This window comes from Microbacterium sp. 22242 (genome assembly GCF_052045495.1).
Classification (GTDB): Bacteria; Actinomycetota; Actinomycetes; order Actinomycetales; family Microbacteriaceae; genus Microbacterium.
Genome location: NZ_JBQEOZ010000015.1, coordinates 1 through 26,172 on the forward strand (window position 1 = coordinate 1; position 26,172 = coordinate 26,172).

Here is a 26,172-nt window from a genome sequence, read left to right on the forward strand (position 1 = left end):
CGCAGGAAGGCGGCGGCGACGCCGGAGTCGACGGGGATGTGGAGTCCGGTGGTGCGGGTGAGGTCGGGGCCGGTGAGGACGTAGACGGCGTCGGCGACGTTTTCGGGGATGACTTCGCGTTTCAGGATGGTGCGGTTGGCGTAGTACTGGCCGAGGTCTTCTTCTTTGACGCCGTAGGTCGCGGCGCGGTTGGCGCCCCAGCCGGAGGCGAAGATCCCGGAGCCGCGGACGACGCCGTCGGGGTTGATGCCGTTGACGCGGATGCCGTGTTCGCCGAGTTCGACGGCGAGGAGGCGGACTTGGTGGGCTTGGTCGGCTTTGGTGGCGGAGTAGGCGATGTTGTTGGGTCCGGCGAAGACGCTGTTCTTGGAGGAGATGTAGATGATGTCGCCGCCGAGTTTCTGCTCGATGAGGATCCGCGCTGCGGTCTGGGAGACGAGGAAGGATCCTTTCGCCATCACGTCGTGCTGCAGGTCCCAGTCCTTCTCGGTGGTTTCGAGGAGGGGTTTGGACAGGGACAGGCCGGCGTTGTTGACGATCAGGTCGACTCCGCCGAACGCGAGCACGGCTTCATCGAGCGCGGCCTGGACGGCGTCGGCGTCGGCGACGTTCGCGGCGACCCCGATCGCGACATCCGTGCCCCCGAGCTCGGCGGCGGCGGCTTGGGCTTTGGTGAGGTCGAGGTCGGCGATGATCACGCAGGCGCCTTCTCGGGCGAGGCGGGTGGCGATGGCTTTGCCGATGCCACTCGCGGCGCCGGTGACGAACGCGATCCGCCCCTGGTGGGAGCGCGGTTTCGGCATGCGCTGCAGTTTCGCTTCCTCGAGCGCCCAGTACTCGATGCGGAACTTCTCCGCGTCCGAGATGGGGGTGTAGGTGGAGAGGGCTTCCGCGCCGGCCATGACGTTGATCGCGTTGACGTAGAACTCGCCCGCGACGCGGGCGGTCTGCTTGTTGGCACCGTAGGAGAACATGCCGACGCCGGGGATGAGGACGATGAGGGGGTCCGCGCCGCGGATCGCCGGGCTCCCGGTCCCTGAGCCTGTCGAAGGGACGGCGTGCGCGTCGTAGTACGCCTGGTACTCGGTCCGGTACTCCTGGTGCAGCTCGGTGAGGCGCGCGATCTGCTCCTCCACCGTGGCCGTCGCGGGCAGGTCCAGGATCAGCGGCTTCACCTTGGTGCGCAGGAAATGATCCGGGCAGCTCGTGCCCAGCCCGGCCAGGCGGGGGGCGTTCTCCGACGCCAGGAAGCCCAGCACCACGTCCGTGTCCGTGTAATGCCCCACCATGGGGTGATCGGTCGACGCGAGGCCCCGGATGGTGGGCGCCAACGCCGCCGCCCGGGCCCGCCGCTCGCCGTCAGGCAGCGCTTCGAACCCAGCCCGGGCCCCGCCGAACGGCTGAGCCTTCCCGTGCTCGGCGATAAACGCCGCCGCGGTCTCGATGATCCACCGGGAGTGCGCCTCCGCCTCCTCCGACGTGTCCCCCCAGGCGGTGATCCCGTGCCCGCCCAGGATGCACCCGACCGCGTCCGGGCTCGCCGCCTTGATCGCCGCGATGTCCAGACCCAGCTGGAACCCCGGACGCCGCCACGGCACCCACGCCACCCGCCCCCCGAAGATCCGCGCCGTCAGCGCCTCCCCGTCCGCAGCGGTCGCGATCGCGATCCCACTGTCCGGATGCAGGTGGTCGACGTGCGCGGCATCCACGAGCCCGTGCATAGCCGTGTCGATCGACGGTGCCGCACCCCCCTTGCCATGCAGGCAGTAATCGAACGCGGCGACCATCTCGTCCTCACGCTCCACCCCCGGGTAGACGTCGACGAGGGCCCGCAGCCGGTCCAGCCGCAACACCGCCAAACCCTGCTCCGTCAGCGTCCCCAGATCACCCCCGGAACCCTTCACCCACAACAACTCCACGGGCTCACCGGTCACGGGATCCCTCTCCACCCCCTTCGCGGAGGTGTTCCCGCCCGCGTAGTTCGTGTTCTTCGGGTCGGCGCCCAGACGGTTGCTCCGCGCGATGAGGGCGGCGGCGGTGGGGGTGGTCATGTCGGTTCCTTGGATGCGGTGAGCGGGCGAGGGGTGGGAGTCTGCGGAGGGGAGGCGCTCAGGCGCCCCAGCCGGCCTGCGTGCCGCCGAGGCGCTCTGCCTCGATCCGCTCCTGGTAGCCGGAGGCGGCGTAGGCGGCCATCGGGTCGGCGGGCAGGCCGCGCTCCTCGCGCCAGGCGGCCAGCGCCGGGCGCACGTCGGTGGAGAAGGCGTCCATGAAGACGGCGTTCGCGGTGAGCACGTCGTTCGCGGTCTGCGCGGCGGCCAGAGCTTCGCGGTCGAGCAGCAGGGCGCGCGCGGTCATCTCCTGCACGTTCAGCACCGAGCGGATCTGCCCGGGGATCTTGGCCTCGATGTTGTGGCACTGGTCGAGCATGAACGCCACGTCCGGGTTGTTCAGCCCGCCGCCGCGGATCACTTCGACGATGATGCGGAACAGCTGGAACGGGTCGGCAGCGCCCACGATCAGGTCGTCGTCGGCGTAGAAGCGCGAGTTGAAGTCGAACGAGCCGAGCCTGCCCAGGCGCAGCAGCTGCATCACGATGAACTCGATGTTCGTGCCGGGGGCGTGGTGGCCGGTGTCCAGGCACACCATCGCCTTCTCGCCGAGCGCGGCCACCTGCACGTACGAGGTCCCCCAGTCCGGGACGTCGGTGTGGTAGAACGCGGGCTCGAAGAACTTGTACTCCAGCACGAGCCGCTGCTCGTCGCCGAGGCGCGCGTAGATCTGCTGCAGCGAGTCGTGCAGGCGGTCCTGCCGCGCCCGCATGTCGTTCTGACCCGGGTAGTTGGATCCCTCCGCGAGCCAGATCTTCAGATCCCGGGATCCGGTCGCGTGCATGACGTCGATGCAGGCGAAGTGGTGGTCGATGGCCTTCTGCCGGATGCGGTCGTCCTCGTGCGTGAGCGCGCCGAACTTGTAGTCCTCGTCCTGGAACGTGTTCGAGTTGATCGTGCCGAGCGCGACGCCGTTCTCCTCGGCGTGCCGGCGGAGGGCCCCGAAGTCGTCGACCAGGTCCCACGGGATGTGCAGCGCGACCGTCGGCGCGAGACCGGTGTGCCGGTGCACCTGGGCGGCGTCCGCGATCTTCTCGAACGGATCGCGCGCGGTGCCGGGCGTGGGGAACACCCGGAAGCGGGTTCCCGAGTTGCCGAACGCCCAGCTGGGCAGCTCGATCGCCTGCTGCGCCAGCGCATCGGCAGTGGTGGGGGAGAACGTGGTCATGAGCGGCTGCCTTCGTCGTCGGTGGCGGACGTGGGGGAGGAGGAGGCGGACGTCGCGGGCGGATCCGCATCGGATCCGCTGCCGGTCGCGGATGCCGCTGCGGCCAGCTGATCGGCCAGGTGGAAGATCTCGGTCAGCGGTGTCGCGGCCTGGTCGGGCCGCCCGTCGAGGCCGAGGAAGTACGGCGCCATCTCGGCCTCCCAGCGCGCGGCGATCGGCGAGGCCGCGAGATAGGCCTGCGCGGCTGCGTCGTCGTCGCACTCGTAATAGCCGATCAGACGTCCGCCGCCGGCCAGGAAGAGCGAATAGTTGCGACGTCCGCTGGCGGCGATCTCGGCGAGCATCTCGGGCCGCACCGGCGTGTGGCGGGCGATGTACTCGTCGACGAGCTCGGGCCGGATCCGCAGCTCGATGCAGCGACGCTCTGTGCGTGGAGGCGGGTTCGTCATCGGATTCCCTCGGCGGATCTGGATCAAGAGTTAATGAATCGTTTCAAACGATAGCGAATCTGATTCGCCTGTGCAAGCGACGATCGTGCCGGCGCGCACTCGGGTCGTGTCCCGGACGGGATCCGGCGGCGACCCGATAGGGTCCAGATGAATCGATCCAGAGGGAGCATCGTGGTCAGCGTGAAGGATGTGGCCGTCGCAGCCGGCGTCTCGGTCGGCACCGTGTCGAACGTCCTCAACCACCCGGACAAGGTCTCCGCGGCCACGGTCGAGCGCGTGCAGCAGGTCATCGAGGAGCTCGGATTCGTGCGCAACGATGCGGCGCGGCAGCTGCGTGCCGGTCGCAGCCGCAGCATCGGCCTGGTCGTGCTCGACGTCGGCAACCCGTTCTTCGCCGAGGTCGCGCGCGGCGCCGAAGAGCGCGCCGCCGAAGAGGGCCTGGTCGTCCTGCTCGGCGGGGCGGACCAGGATCCGCGCCGCGAGACGGCGTACCTCGACCTGTTCCGGGAGCAGCGCGTGCTGGGCGTGCTCATCACGCCCGTCGCCGCGGATGTCACCGCGCTGCGCCGGCTCGACCGGTCCGGGATCCCGGTCATCCTTGTCGACCGCGAGATGCCGGGCGAGGCGTTCCGCTCGGTGTCGGTGGACGACGTCGAGGGCGGCTACCTCGCGGTCGCGCATCTGCTCGCCCTCGGGCGCCGCCGGATCGCCGTCGTCGCGGGGCCGCCCTCCATCCCTCAGGTCGCGGACCGCATCGACGGGGCCCGCCGCGCGGTCGCCGAGCATCCGGACGCCAGCCTCGAGGTCATCGAGGCGGACGCGCTGACCGTGCTCGCGGGACGGGACGCCGGGGAGCGCATCTGCGCGGCGGCGGTCCGGCCCGATGCCGTCTTCGCCGTGAACGACCTGCTCGCGGTGGGCGTGCTGCAGGCGCTCGCGCTGGCCGGCAGCGGCGTGCGGGTGCCGGACGACGTGGCGCTGATCGGCTACGACGACATCGACTTCGCCGCCTCGACCGTGGTGCCGCTGAGCTCGATCCGCCAGCCCGCCCGCGCGCTGGGCAGCACCGCGGTGGAGCTGCTGCTCGCCGGCGAGGGCGCCGCGGCGGGCGAGCGCACCATCCGCTACCACCCGGAGCTCGTCGTGCGCGAGTCCACGATCGGATCCCCGGCGGACTGAGCGGCGTTCCGTCAGGTGTTCCGGCGCTGCGCCCGTGCCCGGGCAGTGACGGCGCACGGATCCCTCACTCCACCTCGTGGCCGAGGTCCGGGCGTGCGAGGAAGCGCGCGGTCGCGTCGGTCACGTCCTCCAGCTCGACGATCACCACCTCGTTGCGACCGGCGCGGGTGACCGGGCCCGGCACGTACAGCGTGCGCTGCGGGCCGCGCCGCCAGTACCGGCCGAGGAAGAAGCCGTTGACCCAGGCGTAGCCCTTGCCCCAGCCGCGGGTGTCCAGGAACAGATCCGCGGCCGCGTCCAGGGGGAACGACCCACGGAGCCCGACGGGACCGGTCGCGCGCCCGTGGACGATCGCCGTCGGGTCCGCAGCGACGGCGTCCGGCGCGGTCGCCGACACGGCAGCACCGAGCGCGGCGACGTCCACCGTGCGCACCCGCCACGGCCCCGCGACCGGCACCCCGTCGAGCAGCGGCACGCCGATGATCCCCTTCGCCTCGCCGATCCGCTCGTCGTAGTTCACCCGTCCGGTCTCCTCGACGAGCAGCCGCAGCTCCGTGCCGTCCGGCAGGGCGAGCGCGCCGTCGCCGATCGAGCGCTGCAGCCGGCCGACGGGGCGGCCGTCCCGCCAGACCCACGCGTGGTCGCGGATCTCCGCCTCCAGCACGCCGGATCCGGTCAGCGAGGTCGTGTACTCGACGAGCGACACGTCCGGGCCGAGCTCGTCCATGGAGGGCGGGTCGTCGAAGGATCCGCGATCGCGCAGGACGAGCCGGAGCGGATCCGTCACCGCCTCGAGCGCCACCGAGAACGCCGGCGCCTCGGCGGGTGTCGGCAGCGGCTCGTCGGGGACGGGTGCGTGCCGTGCGATCACCTCGCGGAAGGCGTGGAACTTCTCGGTGAGCTCGCCCGACTCGCTGATCGGGGCGTCGTAGTCGTAGCTCGTGACCATCGGCAGATACCGCCCGGAGTGGTTCGCGCCGTTCGTGAGGCCGAAGTTCGTGCCGCCGTGCACCATGTAGATGTTGACGGAGGCGCCGGCCGCGAGCAGCTCGTCGAGATCGGCCGCGCTGTCCGCGGGCGGCGTCGTGTGGTGCTTCTCGCCCCAGTGGTCGAACCAGCCGCACCAGAACTCCATGCACATCAGCGGACCCGTCGGCTGATGCTCGCGCAGGGTCGCGAGACGCTCGGCGACCCGGCCGCCGAAGGATCCGGTCGTGTGCAGCCCCTCGTGCGCCCCGCCCGCGAGCATGTGCGCGATCGGCTGGTCGACCTGCACGAGCGGCACCGTGATGCCGCCCGCGCGGGTGACCCGGATGAGCTCGGCCAGGTAGTCCTTGTCGGATCCGTAGGCGCCGTACTCGTTCTCGATCTGCACGAGGATCACGCTGCCGTCGCGGTCGATCTGCCGCGGCGCGACGATCGCGTTCACGCGCTCCAGGTACGCCGTCGCCTCGGCCAGGTAGCGCGGATCGCTGCTGCGCAGCCGCATCGTCGTGTCGGCGGTGAGCCAGGTCGGCAGGCCGCCGTTGTGCCATTCGGCGCAGATGTACGGGCCCGGTCGCACGATGGCGTGCAGGCCCTCCTCGGCGACGATGTCGAGGAATCGGCCGAGGTCGACGTCGCCGTCCGCACGCCATGCGCCCTTGACCGGTTCGTGCGCGTCCCACGCGACATACGTCTCGATCGCGTTCAGGCCCATCAGCCGCGCCTTGCGGATCCGGTCGCGCCAGAGATCGGGATGCACGCGCGGGTAGTGCATGGCGCCGGAGATGATGCGGTGCGGTGCGCCGTCGAGGAGGAAGTCGGTCTCGCCGACGACAAAACGGGAGGTCATGACGGCGAGTTTATGGGAAGCGTTTTCCGGATACGCGCCGGAATCGCGCCCGTGGCGAGTGGCGACCAGCGGCGCGCGGGTGAAACTCACAGGAAATCTACTTTGACACGTTTCAAGTCCACGAGGTATGGTCGCGGTAAGCGCATTCCGGATCGCTCCCCGAGCGGACCCGGGACTGGCGCGAAGCATCGCGACGATCAATGGAGACCAGGATGCGTGATTCCGAGGGCGGTTCCTGGGCACTGCGCGCGCAGTCGCTCTGCGACTGGGTGCTGTTCACCGCCCTCATCAACCTGTTCTGGCTGATCTTCACGGTCGCGGGCCTGGTCGTCCTCGGGGCGGCGCCCGCGACCGTCGCCGCGGTCACCGTGACCCGGCGTCGCCTGCGCGGCGACGTCGTGCACGTGTGGCGGGAGTTCCCCGCGGTCTGGACGGCCGAATTCGTCCGCGGCAACCTCGTGCTCGGCCCGCCGATGGCCGTGGCGGGGCTGCTCGCCGCGAGCACCGCCGCGTTCTCCCGGATGGGGGCGGCCGGATCCCTCGGCACCGTGGTGTGCGCGATCGGCGGCGGCTTCGCCTTCCTGCTGTCCGGTGTGCTGGCGCCGCTCTACGCGCACTACGAGCTGCCGCTCTGGCGCTACCTGGTGACCGCGTCCCGGTGGCTGCTCGGCAATCTCGTGCACGCGCTGCTGCTGGTCGTGGCCGCCGCCGTCGTCGCCATCGCCACGTTCCTGCTGCCCGGGCTGCTGCCGTTCTTCACCGTCGGGGTCTGGCTCGTGGTCTCGACCGCCCTGTGCATCGGCTTCTTCCACCTGAACGAACGCCGCCTCGACGAGCGCCGCGCGGCGGAGGCCGCGACCGCCGCCGCCCATTGACCCTCCCCCTACCCCTAACCCAGACATATTGCGCGAAGGAGCAGATATGAACACCCGCAGAGCCGCCTTCTCCCGGCGGGCCCTCACCGGCCTCGCCCTCGCCGCCGCGGGCGCCGTGGCCCTGGCTGGATGCTCCGGCTCCGGCCAGACCAGCGCCACGGCGGCGAAGCTGACGTCGTTGTCGATCATGGCGCCGTTCCTCAGCACGAACGCGCCGGCCGCCGACAATCCGATCGGCAAGGCCATCGACAAGGCGCTCGGCGTCCAGCTGAAGATCAACTGGGTGCCCAACGCCTCGTACGAGGACAAGACCAACATCACGCTCGCCGGATCCGACATCCCGCAGGTCATGGTCATCCAGGGCAAGACCCCGGGCTTCGTGAAGAACGCCCAGGCCGGCGCGTTCTGGGATCTCACGAGCTACCTCAAGGACTACCCGAACCTGAAGACGAACGCCCCCGCCGTGCAGGCGGCGTCGTCGGTGAACGGCAAGGTGTACGGCATCTACCGCGCCCGCGACGTGATGCGCGAGGGAGTCATCATCCGCAAGGACTGGCTCGCCAAGCTGGGCCTGTCCGTGCCGAAGACCGTCGACGACCTCTACAAGGTCGCCGACGCGTTCACCAATGACGACCCGGACGGCAACGGCGTCAAGGACACCTACGGCATCATCATCCCGAAGTGGCCCGGCGGCATCGGCAGCAACAGCCCGTACGACGCCATCGAGACCTGGTACGGCGCCGGAAACACCTGGAAGAAGACCTCCAACGGCAGCCTGCAGCCGAGTTTCATGCAGCCCGAGTGGCTCAAGGCGGTCGCGTTCGAGAAGAAGCTCGTCACCGACGGCCTCGTCAACCCCGACTACGCGACCCTCGACTCGGCGAAATGGAACGAGCCGTTCCTGAACGGGAAGGGCGGCATCATCATCGATGTGCAGTCCCGTGCCGCGCAGCTCATCGGCCTGCTGAAGCAGAAGGATCCGGCCCACTTCCAGGACTACGTGGAGATCGGCGGCAACCTCGAATCGCCGTCCGGCAAGCTGTACGCGCTGCCGACCGCCGGCTACAGCGGCTTCCTCGCGATCCCGAAGGCGCAGGTGAAGACCGAGGCGCAGCTGCGCTCCGTGCTGGCCGTGCTGGACAAGATGAACACCCCCGCGCTCGGCAAGCTCCTGAACAACGGCATCGAGGGAGTCACGTACACCGAGTCCGACGGGCTCGCGGCCGCCGTGCCGAACGTGCCGCAGGAACTCAAGGACGCGGTGGGCAGCTACGCGCAACTCGGAACGAACGTGAACGGCTTCCAGGGACTGCTCCCCAAGCAGCCCTCGGAGTACGAGCAGCAGATGTACGACAAGCGCATCAAGATCCAGGACTCCGACCTGAAGAGCGCGGTGTTCAACCCGGCGGCCCCCTACGTCTCGGCGACCTACACGGCGCAGGGAGCCCAGCTCGACACGATCATGGCCGACGCGCGGATCCAGTACCTCGCGGGGCAGATCGACGAGAAGGGCCTCAAGGACGCGATCGCCCGCTGGCGCTCGAGCGGCGGCGACGCCGTGATCAGCGAGCTGAACAAGCTCTACAAGGCGAACAACAAGTAGTCCACCGTGCGGGGGCGGGACCTGTCCCGCCCCCGTGACCGCCCCGGAGAGGGGGAACGCATGACGATCACCACAGAGCCGCACCTCGCCGCCACCGAGGTGCTGACGGTGCCGCGCCGCAAGCGCCGCAAGGGCGTACGCGTGCACTTCACCCAGTTCAAGTGGCTGTATCTGCTGCTGCTGCCCGGCCTCGTCTACTTCGTGCTGTTCCGCTACGGCCCGATGTACGGCGCGATCATCGCCTTCCAGGACTACGTCCCGATCCTCGGGATCGGGGACAGCCAGTGGGTCGGTCTCAAGAACTTCACCGACTTCTTCGCCAGCCCCGACTTCGGCCGGCTGCTCGCGAACACGCTGATCCTCGCGGCGCTCAGCCTGCTGATCTGCTTCCCGCTCACGATCGTCGCGGCACTCCTGCTGAACGAGCTGCGCGTGAACGTGCTCAAGCGCAGCGTGCAGACCCTCATCTACATCCCGCACTTCCTGAGCTGGACGGTCGTCGCGTCGCTCACCTACCTGCTGTTCGCGCTCGATCTCGGACCGCTCTTCCAGCTCATCAACGGGGTGCTCGGCACCCACATCGACTTCCTGACGGATCCCGGGTGGTTCCGTCCGCTGATCGTGCTGCAGGACATCTGGAAGAACACCGGCTGGGGGACGATCATCTTCCTCGCCGCGCTCGCCACGGTGGACATGGAGCAGTACGAGGCCGCCATCATCGACGGCGCGGGCCGCTTCCAGCGGATCTGGCACATCACCCTGCCCTCGATCCGGCCCACGATCATCGTGCTGCTGATCCTGCGCATGGGCGAGGTGCTGAACACCGGATTCGAGCAGATCTATCTCATGACCAACTCGCTGAACCGCCAGGTCGCCGACGTGTTCGACACCTACGTGTACTTCATGGGCATCACCCAGGGCTCGTACAGCTACTCGACCGCGGTGGGCCTGTTCAAGGCCGTGGTCGGCGTGGTGCTCATCTTCGGCGCGAACTGGCTGTCCAAGCGCTTCACCCAGAACGGGATCTTCTGATGGCTCGCGAACGCTACCGCTTCAACACCCGCGCGGGGAAGGTGTTCGACGTCGTCAACATCGTGGTGCTCACCGCCCTCGGCGTCGTCGCGCTGATCCCGTTCCTGTACGTGCTGGCCGGATCCTTCGCCACGGAGGCCGAGCTGAGCACCCGGTCGTTCTTCCTCTGGCCGGACACCTTCAGCCTGAAGGCGTACGAGGGGATCCTCACGTCGCCGGCGTTCCTGCGCGCGATCGTCACGACGATCCTGGTGACGCTGGTCGGCACCGTGATCCAGCTGCTGCTCACCGCGATGATGGCCTACCCGCTGTCGAAGGCGAACCTGCCGGGCGGCAAGCTCGTGATGGGCCTGGTCGTGGTCACCCTCGTCTTCAGCGGCGGCATGATCCCGACCTTCCTGATCGTGAAGGACCTGGGCCTGCTGAACACCTACTGGGCGCTGGTCCTTCCGGCGGCGATCAACCCGTTCAGCCTGATCATCATCAGGAACTTCTTCCAGCAGCTGCCGGCGGAGCTCGAGGAGTCGGCGAAGATCGACGGGGCCAACGAGATCCAGACGCTGTGGCGGATCATCCTGCCGCTGTCCAAGCCGATCCTTGCGACGTTCGCGCTGTTCTACGCGGTCGGCATCTGGAACGACTTCATGTCGCCGCTGCTGTACCTGAACGACTCCTCGATGTGGACGCTGCAGATGTTCCTGCGCCAGGTCACCGTCGCCACCGACCTGTCGATGGTGCAGGCCGACCAGAACGAGCTGCCGCCCGCGCAGGGCATCAAGTTCGCCGTCATCGTCATCGCGACCGTGCCGATCCTGCTCGTGTACCCGTTCCTGCAGAAGCACTTCGCGAAGGGGATGCTGATCGGGTCGGTCAAGGGATGACCGCCGGCGCGCTCGTCTACGCCCATCCGCTCGCCGACGCGGCGGACCTCGCGGACTGGATCGCCGAGGGGCCCGTGCGTGCCGAGACCGTCGACGGCGCCGTGCAGCTGTCGTCCGCGGGCGGGGAGGACGACCACTTCACGTTCTGGTGCCCCGAGGAGTTCGGGGACCGGATCCGGGTGAGCTGGGAGTTCTCGCCGGTCGCCGAGCCCGGGCTCGCGATGCTGTTCTTCGGCGCGTCGGCGGTGACCGGCGGCGGGATCTTCGACGCCGGCCTGGCCCCGCGCGACGGCGCCTACCCGCAGTACCACTCGGGCGACATCCGCACCCTGCACGTGTCGTACTTCCGCCGGCGGTGGGAGGGCGAGCGCGCGTTCCACACCTGCAACCTGCGCAAGTCTCCGGGGTTCCACCTCGTCGCGCAGGGGGCGGATCCGCTGCCGCCGGTGGTCGACGCGCGCGGCGCGTTCTACCGGATCGAGCTCGTCAAGGACGGACCCGCGGTGCGCTTCTCGATCGACGGCCTGCCGCTGTTCTCGTGGCGCGACGACGAGACCACCGGCCCTCGCGTCGGCGCCGGCCGGATCGGCTTCCGGCAGATGTCCCCGCTCGTCGCCCGCTACCGCAATCTGGAGGTCTTCTCGCTGTGACCGCGTCGTCCGCTGTCTCCCTGTCCGCCGTCTCCGCCCCGTCCGCATTCGGGTCGGCCGTGCCGCTGCGCTGGCTCGACGACGCGCCGCCGCCCGCGCTCCCCGGCGGCACCACGTGGGGCATGCCGCTGCCGCGCGGCGCCGTGACGGACACCGCCGCCCTGCGGATCCGCCGGGTCGAGGGCGATGTCGAGCCCGCCCAGTTCTGGCCGCTCGCGACGTGGCCCGACGGGTCGCTGAAGTGGGTCGGAGCGGCGATCGGCGCCCAGCGCGCGCCCGGGGAGTTCGCCCTGGCGATCACGGACGGCGCAGCCCCGGATCCGTCTCCCGCGTCGCCCGTGCGGGTGCTGCCCGGCGAGGCGGTCGTGCTGGCGACGGATCTGCTCCGCGTGGCGTTCGGCGCCCCGGGGGATGCGGCGCTGGTGCGGGAGATCCGCCGCGGCGATGCGGTCGTCGCGCGCGACGTGCAGCTCGTGAGCCTGCGTCAGGAGAGCATCGACGAGCTCGGCGGCGGCGCGCGGTTGGCGGCCGCCTCGGTCGTCGACGACGTCGTGGTAGAGCAGGCCGGCCCGGTCCGCGCCGTCGTCAAGGTCACCGGCCGGCACCGCGAGGAGGGGACCGGACGCGAATGGCTGCCCTTCGCGGTGCGCTTCGTCCTCGTCGCCGGATCCGAGCAGATCCGCGTCGTGCACTCCTTCGTGTGGGACGGCGACGCCCGGACCGACTTCCTCGCCGGGCTCGGTCTCACCGCGACCGTGCCGCTGCACTCGGCCGTGCACGACCGGCACGTGCGGATCGCCGGCGCCGAGGGCGGCCTGTTCTCCGAGGCCGTGCGCGGCATCACGGGGCTGCGCCGCGACCCCGGGGCGGAGATCCGCGCCGCGCAGATCCGCGGCGAATCCCTCCCGCCGCTCGACGAGTGGGATCCGAAGGTGTCGGGCCGCATCGCCCTCATCCCGGCCTGGGCGGACTTCTCGCTCAGCCAGCTCAGCGCCGACGGCTTCGCGCTGCGCAAGCGCACGCAGGCCGGGCACGCCTGGATCGACGCGGGTGCGGGCACCCGCAGCGACGGCTACGTCGCGCTCACCGACGGCGCGACCGGAGGCCTCGGGATCGGCGTGCGCGCGTTCTGGCAGTCGTTCCCCGGCCGTCTCGACGTGCGCGATGCGACCGGGTCCGAAGGGAGGGTGACGGCCTGGCTGCACGCGCCGGACGCCGCGCCGATGGACCTGCGGTTCTACCACGACGGCCTCGGCCAGGACGATTTCGCGACTCAGCTCGAGGGTCTGGAGATCACCTACGAGGACTACGAGCCCGGCTTCGGCGACGCGCACGGCATCGCCCGCACGCACGAGCTGACGCTGTTCGCGTACGCGGCGACGCCCGCGGTCGAGCGGGTCGCCGAGGAGGTCGCCGTGCTGCAGGATCCGCCGCTGCTGCAGGCGACGCCGGAGCAGCTGCATGCGGCAGGGGTGTTCGGCGACTGGGCCCCGGTCGACCGTTCCGCCCCGTTGCGCGCCGAGATCGAGGACAGCATCGACTTCCTGCTGGCGTTCTATCTCGGCCAGGTCGAGCAGCGCCGCTGGTACGGCTTCTGGAACCACGGCGACATCATGCACTCGTACGACGCCGATCGCCACGTGTGGCGCTACGACGTCGGCGGATACGCCTGGGACAACAGCGAGCTCTCGCCCGACCTGTGGCTGTGGACCTCGTACCTGCGCACCGGGCGTGCGGACGTGTTCCGCCTCGCCGAGGCGATGACCCGGCACACCGGCGAGGTCGACGTGTATCACCTCGGCCGGTGGGCGGGGCTGGGATCCCGCCACAACGTGCAGCACTGGGGGTGCAGCGCCAAGCAGCTGCGCATCTCGAGCCCCGCGTACCGCCGCTACTACCACTACCTGACCGCGGACGAGCGCGTCGGCGACCTGCTCACCGAGCTGCGCGACAGCGACCGGCGCTTCCTCGACACGGATCCGACCCGCAAGGTGCGCGAGGACGCGGCGACCTACCGGCCTGACCCGCACGCGCTCGCGGTGGGACTGGGGACGGATTGGGGCGCGCTCGCCGCGACCTGGCTCGCCGACTGGGAGCGCACCGGGAACGAGCGCTCGCGCGACCGGCTGCTGGGCACCATGGCCGACATCGGCGCGCTGCCGCACGGCTTCCTCACCGGCGAGGCGCTCTACGACCTGGAGGCGGGACGGTTCGACACCGGCCGCGACCGGGTGGCGGTGTCGCATCTGAGCGCCGTGTTCGGGTTGGTGGAGATCGTCAGCGAGCTGCTCTCCCTCGTCGACGTGCCCGGATTCCGCGACGCGTGGCTGGACTACTGTCGGCTGTACCTCGCGACGCCCGAGGAGCAGACCGCGGCCGTCGGCGCGCCCCTGACCGGGATCCACCTCGAGCAGGCGCACAGCCGGCTGACCGCGTACCTCGCCGCGCACACCGACGACCCGGCCGAGGCAGCGGTCCAGGCCGAGCGCGCCTGGGCCGCGTTCGAGGGCGTCGGGGAGTGGCTGGTGCACCGTCGCGACTTCCGGCTCGAGCGGATCCTGCCGCCGCACGTGCTCAACGCCGTCGACGAGGCGCCGAGCGTCTCCACGAACGACGCCGCGCAGTACGGTCTCGCCGCGATCCAGAACCTGGCGCTCGTCGGCGACGCTCTCGGCGCCCGCGACTCGGCGTGAGCGCCCGCCGCGGCGCCCCGGCTGCCGACGTATGACCACCGCCCGTACCACCATCCGCACGACCACATCGAAGGAGAAGTGATCTTGAGAACCATCACCCGCATCGCCGTCGCCGGCGCCTGCACCGCCGGACTCCTGCTCGCACCGCTCGCCGCGCATGCCGCGACGCCGAGCGCGGCGGATCCGGCCGGCCTCCCGCAGGAGTCCGCGCTCTCGGTCCTGAACGTGCTGACGAACACGACCCCGGCGGGATCGCACACGTACTTCATCTCACCGAGCGGCGACGACGCCGGCCCCGGGACGAAGGACGCGCCGTTCAAGACCCTGCTGCGCGCGCAGGCCGCGGCATCCGCGGGAGACGTGGTGTACATCCGCGGGGGCCGCTACGACAGCTTCACCGTTCCCGAGACCGACAATCCGTTCGAGAACGTCTACCACTACGTGATCCCCATCTCCAAGAGCGGGATCACCTACCGCGCGTACCCGGGCGACCCGCGGCCGGTGTTCGACTTCAGCGGTGTGCCGACCGATCAGCGCGTGGCCGCGTTCTACATCCAGACGAACGTGACCGACGTCAACTTCGTCGGATTCGACGTGACCGGCGTGAAGGTCGGGGCGCAGAAGCAATCCGAGGCGTTCCGGATCGCGGGCGGGGCCAACTTCGTGGACATGGCCGCCTACGGCAACGAGGCGAACGGCTTCTACTTCACGATCGACGGCACCGGCGTCGTGCTGAACAGCGACTCGCACGACAACATCGGCCCCACCGCGACCGCGGCCGGCAACACCGACGGGTTCGGCGCGCACGCCAAGAACGTGTGGTTCATCGGCGACCGCTCGTGGCACAACAGCGACGACGGCTACGACAGCATCAACTCGGGCGGTCGCGTGGCCTACATCGACGACTGGTCCTTCCACCAGCACGGCAACCAGGACGGCATCGGCGACCAGAACGGTTTCAAGGTGGGCGGGTTCGCATACAAGACGAGCGGATTGCCGGATCCGCTCCCGCTGCACACCGTCGTCGACTCCCTCGCGGCCGACAACGGCGCGAACGACTTCTACGCGAATCACCAGCCCGGGCAGTCGGCGTACTGGATCGGCAACACCGGCTATCAGGCCGGCTACGGCGCCGCCTTCAACATGCTCGAGCGGGTGAGCCCGACGAGCCCGGACAACATCGCGGGGTATCGCGAGGTGCTGCACGACAACCTCGCGTTCGCCGGCACGTTGACGGCGAACGACGACACTCCGGCGGCGAACGAGACGAACAACTCGTGGACGCTGAACGGCGGCCTCGCCCTGGCCGCCTCCGACTTCGAGAGCACCGACATGCAGCAGCTCACCGCGCCGCGCAAGAGCGACGGCAGCCTTCCCGACGTGGACTTCCTGAAGCCCGTCGACGGTTCCGCGGCGCAGCAGGCGGGACTCGGCTATCTCGCCGACAAGGGCGACGTGACCGCCACGCTGCAGAAGCTCGTCGGCGCCTACGCGCAGTCCGGGGACATCGACGAGCAGGACATCGCCGACAGCCTCGTCGCGAAGCTGCAGGCGCATCAGCTCGGCGCCTTCGCCGACGAGCTCGCGGCGCAATCCGGCAAGCACGTGAGCGACTACGCGGCGGTCACCCTGACCCTGGTGATGAACGCGCTCACCGCGTAGCCCGTAGCCTCCGGTCGCCGCACCGGACGCGCGAATCGGNCCGATTCTCGGTCGCAGGCCGCCGCAGCGCAGGCGGCTCAGGGCAGCACGAGCACGCCGTTGCGGCGGTGCGGCAGCAGGGTCAGTGCCTCGTCGCGCAGCACCTCGGGCAGCAGCCGCGACGGCGCGTCCTGGAACGCGACGGGGCGCAGGAAGCGGCGGATCGCAGTGGCGCCGACGGACGTGTGCAGCGAGGTCGTCGCCGGCCACGGGCCGCCGTGCTGCTGCGACCAGGTGACCGCGACGCCGGTCGGCCACCCCGCGAACAGCACGCGCCCCGCGCGCTCCTGCAGCAGCTCCAGGGTCTCGGCGACGTCGTCGTCCTGCTCGGCGTGCAGCGTGGCGGTGAGGGATCCCGGCACGACGCGCAGGGCCGCGTGCAGCGCGGCCTCGCCGGCATAGCGGACCAGGAGCGTCACCGGTCCGAACACCTCCGCGAGCAGCGCATCGGGGCGCGCGGTCACGGCCTCCGCGTCGGTCGTCAGCACGACGGGCCGTGCGCCGTCGGTCGTCTCCGCGCCGAAGCCGAGCACGGCCGTGGCGGGATCGGCCTCGAGCTGCGCGATCCCGGACGGGAAGGCGCCGGTGATGCGGTCGGTGAGCAGCGGGCCGCCGTGCGCGGCGCCGACGACGGCGGCGACCTCGTCCTCGAACCCGGATCCCTCGGGCACGAAGACGACGCCGGGCTTGGTGCAGAACTGGCCGGCGCCGAGCGTGAACGAGCCGACCAGCCCGCGGGCGAGCTCCGCGCCGCGCGCGGCGACGGCGGCGGGCGTGAGCACGACGGGGTTGACGCTGCCGAGTTCGCCGTAGAAGGGGATCGGATCCGGCCGTCCGGACGCGAGGTCGAACAGGGCTCGGCCGCCGGCGACGGATCCGGTGAACCCCGCCGCGCGGATCGCCGCGTGCTGCACCAGTGCGTTGCCGGCCTCGCGTCCCTCGACGAGCGCGAAGGATCCGGCCGGCGCTCCGGCCGCGGCCAGTGCGGCGACGGCGATCTCCGCGGTGCGCCGGGACAGCTCGGGATGCCCGGAGTGCGCCTTCACGATCACCGGGTTGCCCGCCGCGAGGGCGGACGCGGTGTCGCCGCCGCACACGGAGAACGCGAACGGGAAGTTCGACGCCGCGAACACGGCCACCGGACCCACGCCGACCAGCATCCGGCGCAGTTCGGGCCGCGGCGGGGACGCCTGCGGGTCGGCGTCGTCGACGATCAGCTCGTGGAACGAGCCCTCCTCGACGACGGTGGCGAACAGCCGCAGCTGCCCGGTCGTGCGGGCGACCTCGCCGTGCAGCCGCGGGGCGCCGAGTCGCGTCTCGCGGTCGGCGATCGGCACGAGCTCGTCCGCGGCGGCGTCGAGCGCGTCCGCGAGGGCGCGCAGCCAGCCGGCGCGCTCCGGGGCGGCCGAGGCACGCCAGATCGGGGCGGCGGCGGAGGCCGCGGCGGCGAAGCGGTCGAGCTCTGCGGCGGTCGTGGTCATGGCGGAGTCCTTTCGAGGGAGGGGCGGCGCTCCGGCTCAGCGGAAGCGCAGGCCGAGCCCGGCGTGATCGGTCTCGGTGAGCAGGGCGTGGCGGATCAGGACGGGGGAGGGATCCCGCAGCGCGCCGAGTGCGCCGAAGCCGGCGTCCTCGACGTCCTCGACCCAGGGATCCGGCAATGAGGCGGGAAGGGTGAGCGCGAGCTGTCCGGACAGCTCCGGCAGCAGGTGCGGGTGCAGGGCCGCGCCGTGATCGACGGCCAGGTCGGCGATGCCGTGGAACGGAGTGATGCCGCCGACACGCACGATGTTCGGCTGCACGATCTGCGCGGCGCCGGCATGCAGATACTCGGCGAAGCGGTGCCGGGTGTGCAGGTTCTCGCCGACCGCGATCGGGATCCGGCTCGATCCGCCCAGGCGGCGCGCGAGCTCGGCGTGCCCGGCCAGGTCGTCGGCGCGCAGCGGCTCCTCGATCCACGCCGGCTCCACCGCCGCGAGCTGCTCGAGCGCCGCGGTCGCGCGGTCCAGCCCCCAGCGCTGGTTCGCGTCGATCATGAGCGCCCGGTCGGGCCCCAGCTCGGTGCGCACGGCCTGGAGCCGCTCGAGGTCCTCGGCGATGTCGGGCCGGCCGACCTTGACCTTCACCGCGTCGAAGCCCGCGGCCACCCAGCGCCGCACCTGCGCGACGAGGTCGTCGATCGGATAGTGCAGGTTCACCCCGCTGCCGTACACCCGGGCGGCGTCGCGGGTGCGCCCGATCAGCCCGGACACCGGCAGGTCCGCGGCGCGGGCGGCCGCGTCCCACACCGCGAGATCGAGTCCGGCGAGGGCGATCGTGGTGAGCCCGCCGCCGCCCGCCTCGTGCAGGTGCTCCCACAGGCCCTGCCACGCGACGCCGGGCTCCGCCGAGCGCCCGAGCGAGGCCGGTGTCAGGTCGTGCTGCAGCAGCGCGAGCACGGCCTCGGCGCCGATCTGCGGCGTCCAGGAGAAGCCCCAGCCCTCGGCGCCGTCGCTGCGCACGAGGTGCGTCGCGATCACGCCGACGCTGGTCACGTCCGCCGCCCACGGACGGGTGAGCGGCACGCGGATCAGGCGCGCCTCGAACGCGCGGATCGTGGGGGCCGCGGATCCGGTCACAGCAGCGCTCGTCCTGCCGCGAGGATCCCGGCGAGCCGCTGCTCCTGCTCCGGCGTCGGGTCGACGAGGGGTGCGCGGACGCCGCCGACGGGAAGGCCGCCGAGGCGCAGCCCCGCCTTGATCAGCGCGACGCCGAAACCGGGGGTCTCGTCGCGGAGCGCCACGAGGGGGCGGTAGAAGCCGTCCAGCAGTGCGAGGCGGCGCGTCTCGTCGCCGTCGGCGTAGGCGCGGTAGGAGGCGGTGGCGATCTCGGGGGCCATCGCGAACGCGGCCGAGGAGTACAGCGGGATCCCGATACCGCGGTAGGCGCCCTGCGTGAGCTCGGCGGTGAGCAGGCCGTTGAAGAACGCGAAGTCGTCCCGGCCCTCCTCGATCACGGCCCGCACGATCGACTGCGCGACGCCGATGTCGCCGGCGCCGTCCTTGAACCCGATCACGCGGGGATCCCGCGCCAGGATCCGCATCGACTCGGGCGTGAACTGCGCGTTCGCCCGGTGGTAGACGATGACCGGCAGTCCGCTCGCCTCGGCGATCCGCTGCACATAGGAGATGAGCCCCGCCTGCGCGGCTCCGACCAGATACGGCGGCAGCACGAGCAGGGCGTCGGCCCCGGCCTCGGCGGCGGCGCGGCCGACCTCGATCGCGTGCCCGAGCGGCCCGCCGGCGCCGGCGATCACCGGCACTCGCCCGTCGACGGCGGCGACCGCCGTGCGCACCACGGTGGCGGCCTCGCTCGCGCTCAGCGCGTGGAACTCGCCCGTGCCGCAGGCGGGGAAGACGCCGCCCGCGCCGTGCGCGACACCGGCTGAGACGTGCGCGGCGAGCAGCTCCTCGTCGATGCGGTCGGCGGCGTCGAAGGGCGTGACGGGGAAGAACAGGATCCCGGAGAAGTTCATGCGGGCTGCTCCTTTCGGGTGGATCGGAGGGCGTCGGGTGCGGTGCGCGCGGCGGCGCTGTCCGCGGAAGAAGAGGCGGCGGCGTCGCCGGCCAGCTGGTCGCGCCAGCCGAACCCGGGACGCCAGCCGAGCAGCGCCCTCGCGTGGGCGGTCGAGAAGGCCGGCGCGGTGCCGGTGAGCGCGGCCGCGACCTCCTCGGTGCCGGGGAAGAACCGCGGCAGAAGCGCGGCGAGGGGCTCGCGGGCGAGGGCGTCGTCCGCCCCCACGAAGAACGTCTCGCCGTTGGGGATGTCGTGGAGCGCCGCGAGCAGGGTGCCGGCGAAGGACGCGACATCGCGAGCGTCGACGTAATTGAAGACCGCGGGGGCGGAGAGCGCCGGGTCGTCGAGGCGCTGTCGCACGGTGTGGCCCTGCTGGGTGACCGCACCCGCCCATTCCTCGGGGGCGATCACGTAGCAGGGGCGGAACGCGGCGTATCGCACGGCGTCGCCGGTCTGCCGCCGCAGCATCGCGAGGGTCTGCTCGATCACCAGCTTGGAGAGCGCGTAGGCGTTGGCGGGGCGCGGCGGGGTGCGCTCGTCGAGCGGCAGCCGCTCGGGCACCCAGCCGGGTGCGCTGTAGCCGAGCACGGTGGGGCTCGACGCCGCGACGATCCGGCCGATGCCCGCGGCGACGGCACCGCCGAGCACGGACTGGGCGATGCCGGTGTTGGTGCGGATGATCACGTCCTCCGGGGCGCTGAACGGCACGGCGATCGCGGCGAGGTGGATGAGGGCGTCGGCGCGCGCGTCGGTCAGCGCGCGCACCGTGGCATCGGCATCGGAGAGATCGACGCCGATCTGCGCGATGCCGTCCCGGTCGAGCTCCGGCGCTCCGGCGCGGTCGAGCGAGACGATCTCGTGCCCGGCGTCGGCGAGCCCGGTGACGAGCGAACGGCCGAGCCGGCCGGATCCGCCCGTGATGACGACGCGGCTCATGGCCGTGCCAGCAGCGGCACGCCGAGCTCGTCGACGCGCGTGGGCAGGCCGGTCTGCAGGGATCGGTTGCCGGCGATCCCGACGGCGATCGAGCGGACGCCGTCGGTCCAGTCCGCGGGGCGCGCGAGCGGATCTTCGCCGGGACCCTCGAACACGTCGCGCAGGAGCAGGGCGTCGCCACCGCCGTGACCGCCCGCGGCGCTCACGATCGGGACCTCGACGGCCTCCTCCCAGTGCCGCTGCACGAGCAGGCGCTCGCCCTGCGGACGCAGGGATCCGCTGCTCGCCGCCGCGGTCGCGCTGGGATCGAGGACCGGATGCAGGCCCTCGTCGACCAGCACGGCGCCGCGCTCGATCACCTCGAGCTCGGCACGGCCCTCGGTGCCGTTCACCGCGACCCGATAGCCCTCCCACGGGCAGTGCGCGTTGAGCGAGTACGACAGCGTGGCACCGCCCGAGTAGTCCACCACGAGGGCGAGGTTGTCCTCGATCGTGATGCCCTCGCCGAACACGTCGCGATCGCGCAGATAGCCGTCGTGACCCTCGGCCGCGAGGTAGAGCGCGGCCAGGCGAGGATCGTCGCGGAGGTCCAGTTCGAACGGGTCGTGGGGGCCGTCGTGCGTCCCGCGTGCAGGACGCGCCCCGAGGCCGCACGCCGCGGCGTTCTCCGCGCCGTAGAAGCGCAGGCCGCCGGACGCGAACACGCGCCTCGGGCTCTGCCCGATCCACCAGTTCACCAGATCGAAGTGATGGCTCGACTTGTGCACGAGCAGGCCGCCGGAGTTCTGCTTCTCGCGGTGCCAGCGGCGGAAGTAGTCGGCGCCGTGCTTGGTGTCGAGCATCCAGGAGAAGTCGACGGACGTGACCTGCCCGATCCGGCCGTCCCGGATGACCTGGCGCAGTGCGCTGTTGCGCGGCGCGTAGCGGTAGTTGAAGGTCAGCACGACCCTCCGGCCGGTGCGCTCCACGGCCCTCTCGATGAGCGCGGCGCTCGCCGCGTCGATCGTGAGGGGCTTCTCCACGACGACGTCCGCTCCGGCGTCGAGCGCCCGCACGATGAGCTCGGCGTGCAGATCGTCGCGTGCGGTGACGATCAGGCGGTCGATGCGCTCGGCGCGGATCATCTCCTCGAGCCGATCGGGGGTCCACACGCTCGGTGCGTCGAACCCTCGCTCGGCGACGAACGCGACGGCCGCGTCGGCGCGCACCGGATTCGGCTCGCACACGGCGATCAGCTCTGCGCGGTCGGCGTGCGCGCCGGTGATCGCGTCGACGTACATGTGCGAGCGGTGGCCGGCGCCGGCGAGGGCGTAACGGGTGCGCGTCATGGCAGACCTCGGCTTCTCAGGAAACGTTTTCTCAGACGGTAGCACGACCGGCGCCGCGCGCGCAGCCTCCGCCGGACGGATCGGCGCGTCAGCCGGGGGAGGAGGTGGCGCGAGCCGGGCCGGTGCTCGCCCGGACGACGAGCCGCGGGGTGAGCGCGACCGGCGGAGGCGGCTCGTCGCCGCGCAGCAGAGCGCCCATGGCCGCCCACGCGAGCCTGCCCAGTTCTGTGGCGGGCACGGCGGCGGTCGTCAGCGGAGGCGAGGTGAACGCGGCGAACGGGATGTCGTCGAAGCCGGCGACCGAGATGTCCTCGGGCACGCGCACTCCCCGCGTGCCGAGGGCGGAGAGCAGTCCCATCGCGACCAGGTCGTTGAACGCCAGCACCGCGGTCGCACCCGAGGCCAGGACCGCGTCGGCGGAGGCCGCCCCGCTGTCGAAGTCCACGCTGGCGGCCCGCTCGGCGATCTCCAGGCCGGGGTGGCGCTCGCAGGCCTCGGCGAGGGCGGCGCTCCGGGCGGATCCGGACGCACTGCCCGGTGCGCCCGAGAGGAACAGGATCCGGCGGTGTCCGAGGTCGTGCAGGTGCTCCACGAGCGCCGTGGTGGCGGCGCCGTAGTCGGCGGCGATCGTCGGCGCGTGCTGCTGCGGCGGCCGGTTCACCACCACGGCGGGGGCGAGCGAGGGCAGCAGCGCGGCGAGCTCGTCCGCCGGCATGCGCGGCGCGCAGAGGATGACGCCGTCCGCACGGCGCCGCGTGGTCGCGGCGAGCACCGTCTCCTCGTGCACCTGCTCGGCGGAATCGGCGATCAGCACGTGGTAGCCGTCCTCGGCGGCCGCGTGGCTGAGCCCGCGCAGGATCGCCTGGAACACGGGGTTGGCGAGATCCGGGATCACCACGGAGATCGTCTGCGTGCGTCCGAGCACGAGACTGCGTGCAAGCGGGCTGGCCGAATATCCCAGCTCCGCGGCGGCGGCCTTCACCCGCTCGACGAGCTCGGGATCCACGGTGGGGTTGCCGTTCATGGCGCGGGAGACGGTCGACAGCGACACTCCCGCGTGCGCGGCGACCTGCGTGATCGTGGCGCGTTTCGGGCCCGGTGCTCTCACGGCTCTCCCCTCGGCGCCGACGGCGCCCTCGTCCCATTATGGTCAGCGATCGCCGGCCTGACGCGGCGCGCGGGCCCCGGAACCAGGGCGTGGCTCCGTATTCGCGTCGTGGCGCGCTAGCATCAAGAAAACCTTTTCTCTGTCTCAGTAGAAGTGTGCCCGATGCCCTCATCCCACTCCCGCGCCGAGAAGAAGCGCCGCCTGCGTGCGTTGCTGGCTCGCACCGGCGCCATGAGCCTGGTGCTGTCCTCGCACGAGGCCGTCTCGTGGTACCTCGACGGCGTGCGCACGCATGTGTCGCTCGCCGGGCCGCCGGTCGCCGCGGTGCGGGTGTCGCCTGAGGAGGATCGGATCCTGGTCGCGACCAACGAGGCCGAGCGGCTGATCGCCGAAGAGCTCCTGCCCCAGGATCGCGCCTACGTCGTGCGGGTGCCCTGGGACCTGGCGCCGGCCCAGGCGGCGCTCGCGGAAGGGTACGCGGTGGCCGAGAGCGCGCTCGCCGCCGATCTGAGGGCGCTCCGCGCCGCGTTGACCCCGGACGAGACGGACCGCTACCGCGCCCTGTGCCGAGAATCCGCGCGCGTGCTGACCGACGTGGCGGCGGCCGCGTCGGCGTCGATGAGCGAACGGGAGGTCGCCGCCGCGCTCGCGGCCGGGCTGATCGCGCGCGGGATCGACCCGATCGTGCTCCTCGTGGCGGGGGAGTGGCGGGTGCCGCACCGGCACCCCCTGCCGACGGCCTCGCCGCTCGGACGCCGCGCCATGCTCGTGGTCGGAGGGCGCCGGCACGGCCTCATCGCCAATGCGACCCGCTGGGTCGGCGAGCCTCACCCGGACGACGAGCGGATCCTCGCGGTCGAGGCCGCGTATCTGGATGCGACGCGCCCCGGGATGCGACTGGACGAGATCTTCGCGGTCGGCGCGGCCGCCTACGCCGCCGCCGGGTTCGGCCCGCGTGAATGGCAGCGGCACCATCAGGGCGGCCCCACCGGCTACGCGGGCCGGGATCCGCGGGCGACCGCCGCGACCACCGACGTCGTGCAGGAGAACCATGCGTTCGCCTGGAATCCGACCGCACCCGGTGTGAAAGCGGAGGACACCGTGCTCGCGACGAGCGGCGGAATCGAGGTGCTCACGGTCGACCCGCGCTGGCCGACAGTGCACGTCGACGGGCGGATGCGGCCGGCGGTGATGCCGTTCCGCTGAGCGGCGCCCGCGCCTCAGCTCACTCAGCTCACCAGCGTCGAGCCCTTCGCGGGCCGGTCGCCGTCCCGGCGCTCGAGCGCGCGCAGCGACCGGGCCACGAAGGCCGCGATGCGGCGGGCGCCGTCGATCCGGAAATGGGTGTCGTCGACGAGCCCGTCCGGCCAGGCCGCCGTCTCGCCCGGCGCGTAGTGCGACAGCAGCCCGGCGGATCCCTCCGGGCCGAGGTCCTCGTACAGCCAGGTCGTGAACACGGTGAGGTCGATCAGCGCCGCGTCGAGCTCGTGCGCCAGGTCGCGCACGGCATTCGGATAGTCCCCGTGGGTCGGAGTCACCCGGTCGCCGTCGAACCAGCGCCGCTCGCACGACGTGCACAGCACGGCCGTCGCGCCGCGTTCGCGGGTCTCGGCGACGAACCTGCGCAGGCGATCCGCGTATCCGCCGCGGGCGGCGAGCAGCTCCGGCTGCTTCTGGTCGTTGTGCCCGAACTGGATCAGCACCGTGTCCGCGGGGCGCACCTCGGCCGTCAACTCGGCCCAGCGTCCGGTGGCGAGGAAGGACTCGGTCGTCGCTCCGCCGAAGGCGAGGTTGCGCACCGGGGCGTCCACGAACGCCGCGAGCGCCTCGCCCCAGCCGGCCATCGGCGCCTCCGCCGGCTTCATCGGGGCCACCGTCGAGTCTCCCGCGAGGTGGTAGGTCATGTCCGCTCCTTCCTCGGATGCGCGATCCGAGATCTGTTGTCCGCGCCGGTGCACGGATTCGCTACTATGGGGCCATGGTCGAGAAAGCGTTTTCTGAGAGTGGCCGGACTCTCAGAGCCGGCACCCGCGCGGACGCGAGGGGCCAGGCGGCGCCGCACGCGGTCGGCGGGGGCTCATGCCGGCGCGGGGCCGATGGATTCGCCCCACACGACCGTCTGCAGGGTCCGCGAGGCGGCCGGAGCAGCCTCCTTCCGCAGCGCGGCGATCAGTCGTCCCATCGCGGTCGCGCCGAGGCCTTCCAGGTCGACGTCGACCGTGGTCAGCGATGGCACCAGGAACTGCCCGATGGGCTGCCGGTCCCACCCGGTCACGCTGAGGTCGCGGGGGACGGCCCACCCGCGGTGCGCGGCGACGAGGTCGTTGCTCGCGATCACCGCCGTGGGCCGGTCGTTCTCGTGCAGCGCGCGCACCGCGGCGACGCCGCTCTCGGCGGTCCAGTCCCCGTCGAACACGCGCGCCTCAGCGACCCCGAGGCGTTCCGCCCCCGCCAGGAAGGCATCGCGGCGGGCCCGGGCCGACGCGAACTGCAGATCGCCGCTCACGTGCAGGAAACGGCTGTGCCCGAGCTCGGTGAGCCGCGACAGGAAGGCCATCACGGGCGCCGCGTCGGCGAGCTCCCCGATTCCGCGCATCTCGTCGTCGAACTCTGCCGCGACCAGGACGGTCAGGCCCATGGTCGCCGTGTCGATCCCGGGCTCCAGCGGGGCGAACGACACGATGCCGTCCACCTGCCCGGAGCCGGCCAGTTCGAGCACGCGCTGCGTGCGGGCCTGCCTGCCGCCCTCGATCGCGAGCACATCGACCCCGTATGCGGCGGCGTGCGCGGTGGCGCTCGCGCCGGCGAGCATGCGGGCAGGGTTGAATGCGAGGGTCGGCACGACCACGGCGAGGCGCCCGGTGCGACGGGTGCGCATCGAGCGGGCGACGAGGTTCGGCCGGTAGTCGAGCTCGCGCACGGCCGCGTCGACGCGCAGGCGCGTGGACTCCTTGAGCGTGCCGTTGTCCCGGAAGTACCGCGACACGGTCTGGTGGGAGACGCCGGCGAGACGGGCGACCTCCATGATCGTCGCGCGCCGGTCCGGTGTGCTGTCGATGGTCATGCCGCCTCGTC

At 71.6% G+C, this 26,172-nt stretch carries 21 protein-coding genes; 9 read left to right on the plus strand and 12 right to left on the minus strand.

Features of this window, described 5'->3' with window-relative positions:
* From ACTJJZ_RS14625 to ACTJJZ_RS14635, 3 genes are all read right to left on the minus strand, one after another.
* Nucleotides 1–2,051, minus strand: a 2,051-nt coding sequence (locus ACTJJZ_RS14625) for a bifunctional aldolase/short-chain dehydrogenase (RefSeq protein WP_440721920.1), incomplete at its 3' end; no start/stop codon positions are given.
* 58 nt (nucleotides 2,052–2,109) lie between these two features.
* On the minus strand, nucleotides 2,110–3,276 hold the full coding sequence (gene rhaI, locus ACTJJZ_RS14630; RefSeq protein ID WP_440721921.1) for an L-rhamnose isomerase: 1,167 nt from the start codon (nucleotides 3,274–3,276) through the stop codon (nucleotides 2,110–2,112).
* Nucleotides 3,273–3,725 (minus strand): L-rhamnose mutarotase, encoded by a 453-nt coding sequence (locus tag ACTJJZ_RS14635; RefSeq protein ID WP_440721922.1) that lies wholly within the window; start codon nucleotides 3,723–3,725, stop codon nucleotides 3,273–3,275. Before ACTJJZ_RS14635 ends, rhaI begins: the two co-directional genes overlap by 4 nt.
* A 147-nt stretch (nucleotides 3,726–3,872) precedes the next feature.
* On the opposite strand from ACTJJZ_RS14635, the gene ACTJJZ_RS14640 reads away from it, so the two are divergent.
* Nucleotides 3,873–4,904, plus strand: a complete 1,032-nt coding sequence (locus ACTJJZ_RS14640) for a LacI family DNA-binding transcriptional regulator (RefSeq protein WP_440721923.1) — start codon at nucleotides 3,873–3,875, stop codon at nucleotides 4,902–4,904.
* Nucleotides 4,905–4,968: 64 nt separating this feature from the next.
* Here ACTJJZ_RS14640 and ACTJJZ_RS14645 read toward each other — a convergent pair whose 3' ends face one another.
* Nucleotides 4,969–6,738, minus strand: a complete 1,770-nt coding sequence (locus ACTJJZ_RS14645; protein ID WP_440721924.1) for a glycoside hydrolase family 35 protein — start codon at nucleotides 6,736–6,738, stop codon at nucleotides 4,969–4,971.
* A 212-nt stretch (nucleotides 6,739–6,950) separates the two neighbouring features.
* On the opposite strand from ACTJJZ_RS14645, the gene ACTJJZ_RS14650 reads away from it, so the two are divergent.
* The 7 genes from ACTJJZ_RS14650 to ACTJJZ_RS14680 all read left to right on the plus strand — a co-directional run bounded on the left by ACTJJZ_RS14650 (nucleotide 6,951) and on the right by ACTJJZ_RS14680 (nucleotide 16,134).
* Nucleotides 6,951–7,613, plus strand: coding sequence for a DUF624 domain-containing protein (locus ACTJJZ_RS14650; protein ID WP_440721925.1), 663 nt, complete (start codon nucleotides 6,951–6,953; stop codon nucleotides 7,611–7,613).
* Between the two features lie 46 nt (nucleotides 7,614–7,659).
* Nucleotides 7,660–9,216: an extracellular solute-binding protein gene (locus ACTJJZ_RS14655; protein WP_440721926.1), complete on the plus strand. Its 1,557-nt coding sequence runs from the start codon at nucleotides 7,660–7,662 to the stop codon at nucleotides 9,214–9,216.
* A gap of 60 nt (nucleotides 9,217–9,276) precedes the next feature.
* Nucleotides 9,277–10,248, plus strand: a complete 972-nt coding sequence (locus ACTJJZ_RS14660; RefSeq protein WP_440721927.1) for an ABC transporter permease — start codon at nucleotides 9,277–9,279, stop codon at nucleotides 10,246–10,248.
* Entirely contained in the window at nucleotides 10,248–11,129 is an 882-nt protein-coding gene (locus tag ACTJJZ_RS14665) for a carbohydrate ABC transporter permease (RefSeq protein WP_440721928.1), read from the plus strand. The genes ACTJJZ_RS14660 and ACTJJZ_RS14665 overlap by 1 nt, the downstream gene beginning before the upstream one ends.
* Nucleotides 11,126–11,779, plus strand: a complete 654-nt coding sequence (locus ACTJJZ_RS14670; protein WP_440721929.1) for a DUF1961 family protein — start codon at nucleotides 11,126–11,128, stop codon at nucleotides 11,777–11,779. The genes ACTJJZ_RS14665 and ACTJJZ_RS14670 overlap by 4 nt, the downstream gene beginning before the upstream one ends.
* Entirely contained in the window at nucleotides 11,776–14,472 is a 2,697-nt protein-coding gene (locus ACTJJZ_RS14675) for an exo-rhamnogalacturonan lyase family protein (RefSeq protein ID WP_440721930.1), read from the plus strand. Before ACTJJZ_RS14670 ends, ACTJJZ_RS14675 begins: the two co-directional genes overlap by 4 nt.
* An 84-nt stretch (nucleotides 14,473–14,556) precedes the next feature.
* The gene (locus ACTJJZ_RS14680) at nucleotides 14,557–16,134 is read left to right on the plus strand and encodes a right-handed parallel beta-helix repeat-containing protein (RefSeq protein ID WP_440721931.1); all 1,578 of its coding nucleotides are present in this window, start codon (nucleotides 14,557–14,559) and stop codon (nucleotides 16,132–16,134) included.
* Nucleotides 16,135–16,211: 77 nt separating this feature from the next.
* Here ACTJJZ_RS14680 and ACTJJZ_RS14685 read toward each other — a convergent pair whose 3' ends face one another.
* The 6 genes from ACTJJZ_RS14685 to ACTJJZ_RS14710 all read right to left on the minus strand — a co-directional run bounded on the left by ACTJJZ_RS14685 (nucleotide 16,212) and on the right by ACTJJZ_RS14710 (nucleotide 23,097).
* Nucleotides 16,212–17,654 (minus strand): aldehyde dehydrogenase (NADP(+)), encoded by a 1,443-nt coding sequence (locus ACTJJZ_RS14685; RefSeq protein WP_440721932.1) that lies wholly within the window; start codon nucleotides 17,652–17,654, stop codon nucleotides 16,212–16,214.
* Nucleotides 17,655–17,690: 36 nt separating this feature from the next.
* A complete protein-coding gene (locus ACTJJZ_RS14690; protein WP_440721933.1) occupies nucleotides 17,691–18,788 on the minus strand; it encodes a mandelate racemase/muconate lactonizing enzyme family protein in 1,098 nt (365 codons plus the stop codon).
* Nucleotides 18,785–19,684, minus strand: coding sequence for a 5-dehydro-4-deoxyglucarate dehydratase (locus tag ACTJJZ_RS14695; RefSeq protein ID WP_440721934.1), 900 nt, complete (start codon nucleotides 19,682–19,684; stop codon nucleotides 18,785–18,787). Before ACTJJZ_RS14695 ends, ACTJJZ_RS14690 begins: the two co-directional genes overlap by 4 nt.
* Nucleotides 19,681–20,661, minus strand: a complete 981-nt coding sequence (locus tag ACTJJZ_RS14700; protein ID WP_440721935.1) for an NAD-dependent epimerase/dehydratase family protein — start codon at nucleotides 20,659–20,661, stop codon at nucleotides 19,681–19,683. The genes ACTJJZ_RS14695 and ACTJJZ_RS14700 overlap by 4 nt, the downstream gene beginning before the upstream one ends.
* Complete coding sequence (locus ACTJJZ_RS14705; protein WP_440721936.1) at nucleotides 20,658–21,989, minus strand: Gfo/Idh/MocA family protein; 1,332 nt, start codon at nucleotides 21,987–21,989, stop codon at nucleotides 20,658–20,660. The genes ACTJJZ_RS14700 and ACTJJZ_RS14705 overlap by 4 nt, the downstream gene beginning before the upstream one ends.
* Before the next feature lie 88 nt (nucleotides 21,990–22,077).
* Nucleotides 22,078–23,097 carry a LacI family DNA-binding transcriptional regulator gene (locus tag ACTJJZ_RS14710; RefSeq protein WP_440721937.1) on the minus strand — a complete coding sequence of 340 codons (1,020 nt, stop codon included), beginning with the start codon at nucleotides 23,095–23,097 and terminating at the stop codon, nucleotides 22,078–22,080.
* A gap of 162 nt (nucleotides 23,098–23,259) precedes the next feature.
* On the opposite strand from ACTJJZ_RS14710, the gene ACTJJZ_RS14715 reads away from it, so the two are divergent.
* The gene (locus tag ACTJJZ_RS14715; protein WP_440721938.1) at nucleotides 23,260–24,303 is read left to right on the plus strand and encodes a M24 family metallopeptidase; all 1,044 of its coding nucleotides are present in this window, start codon (nucleotides 23,260–23,262) and stop codon (nucleotides 24,301–24,303) included.
* Between the two features lie 23 nt (nucleotides 24,304–24,326).
* Here the strand turns inward: ACTJJZ_RS14715 and ACTJJZ_RS14720 are convergent, their stop codons facing one another.
* A complete protein-coding gene (locus ACTJJZ_RS14720; protein ID WP_440721939.1) occupies nucleotides 24,327–25,001 on the minus strand; it encodes a rhamnogalacturonan acetylesterase in 675 nt (224 codons plus the stop codon).
* A gap of 173 nt (nucleotides 25,002–25,174) precedes the next feature.
* A complete protein-coding gene (locus ACTJJZ_RS14725; RefSeq protein ID WP_440721940.1) occupies nucleotides 25,175–26,161 on the minus strand; it encodes a LacI family DNA-binding transcriptional regulator in 987 nt (328 codons plus the stop codon).
* Nucleotides 26,162–26,172: the final 11 nt, after the last annotated feature.